This window comes from Bartonella sp. OT172YNZD (assembly GCF_042193725.1).
In the GTDB taxonomy this organism is placed as follows: Bacteria; Pseudomonadota; Alphaproteobacteria; order Rhizobiales; family Rhizobiaceae; genus Bartonella; species Bartonella grahamii_A.
Map to the genome: position 1 here is coordinate 1 of NZ_JBHILZ010000057.1, position 1,291 is coordinate 1,291.

The window sequence follows — 1,291 nt, forward strand, 5'->3', positions numbered from 1 at the left end:
CTATGTCCAGGTGCTTTCAGCACTAAAAGCAAAATGCTGACTAGGGTTCAGTGTTTTCAAGCTCCCGGAATACCAATGCGAGGGCGCTCGCAACCGGAGGGGGAAAATGCAAACTCCAAATCTTAATATTGATCTTTTTGTATGCAAAAAAATTCGCCTTAGGCGAAAAATGCTAAAAATGTTTCAAAAAACATTAGGGCATCATTTAGGTGTCACTTTCCAACAAATTCAAAAGTATGAAAAAGGCTTAAATCGCGTGAGCGCAGGGCGTTTAAAGGAAATTTCCGATATTTTGAATGTTCCACTTGCCTTTTTTTACAATGATATCATCAAAAAAGAAAACACCCCGTACCATTATGATGAAATCGCCTCGAGCAAAGAGGAATATTTGCTTTTAAAAAGATTTAGAGTCCTCACATCTGTCAAACAGAAAGCGATTTTAAAATTAATTTCTGATCAAAATTAAAACGTTTTAAAAACATGGGGATAGAGTGAAACACGCTCTGTTCTTGGCTTCCTTCCCACACATCAAAGGATGCAAATCCCTCCTCAAACTAGTTGATAAACAATCCAGATTCTCAAGAACAGCTCCTTCTCGGCTGCCCATTTCATATGGTTCCTTTCACAAAATTATACAAGCAAACCTTCCCCTGAATAATTCACCACACTCTCTCATTAAAACACCCCATGCATAAAGTTTTATGTCTTATATCACCACACCTCAAGCGATAATGTTTTTACAGCATAACAGAGTAAGCATTCATGCGGATTTTAAAAAAAGTCAGCCCCTTCTTCGTTGTGGATGCTCCATCTATTTTAAATGATGTGCATTTAATATACCTGCTATAAAGACTTTGTATCTGTTATAAATTCTTAAAGGCATATTTTCCCTCTAAAATCTCAATGCGGCACCAACTCCATTATAAGACAACACATTGATTTATAAAGAGTGTTCATTGTTTTACATGTTAAATGAGAATCCAGAATATCGTAAAATTCTTTCATTTCAAACCTGTTCCATGTTGAAGCAACAAAAACTATATCTCTTGCAAGTTACAAACGGGAAGAGCCATATGGATAAAAAACTATTAAGAAAGAATTTGAAATGCCTCTTATGAATCGTCCAAGTGCCAAGGGCTGTAGCAACACACCCACGAGCTGGAAAAGTGTGTGATGGTGCCGGCTTACTCCTTTATGCAGCGTAAAGATAGTGGTGCTCAATGGATTTACCGTTATACCATTCACGGTCACCGCAGTGAAATGGGATTGGGTGCCTTAAGAAATGTTTTTT

Annotated in this window: 1 protein-coding gene and 1 pseudogene; both read left to right on the forward strand. The window is 37.4% G+C overall.

Going from position 1 to position 1,291, the window contains the following annotated elements; genetic code table 11:
* The first annotated feature begins 106 nt into the window (after positions 1 to 106).
* Positions 107 to 466, forward strand: coding sequence for a helix-turn-helix domain-containing protein (locus ACFIJS_RS08940; protein ID WP_375651260.1), 360 nt, complete (start codon positions 107 to 109; stop codon positions 464 to 466).
* Between the two features lie 639 nt (positions 467 to 1,105).
* Positions 1,106 to 1,291 (forward strand): annotated as a pseudogene (locus ACFIJS_RS08945) (Arm DNA-binding domain-containing protein); the annotation flags it as partial.

Excerpts from the sequence above, each read along its gene's own strand:
- ACFIJS_RS08940 (WP_375651260.1), top strand. The coding sequence starts at position 107 with ATGCAAACTCCAAATCTTAATATTGATCTTTTTGTATGCAAAAAAATT.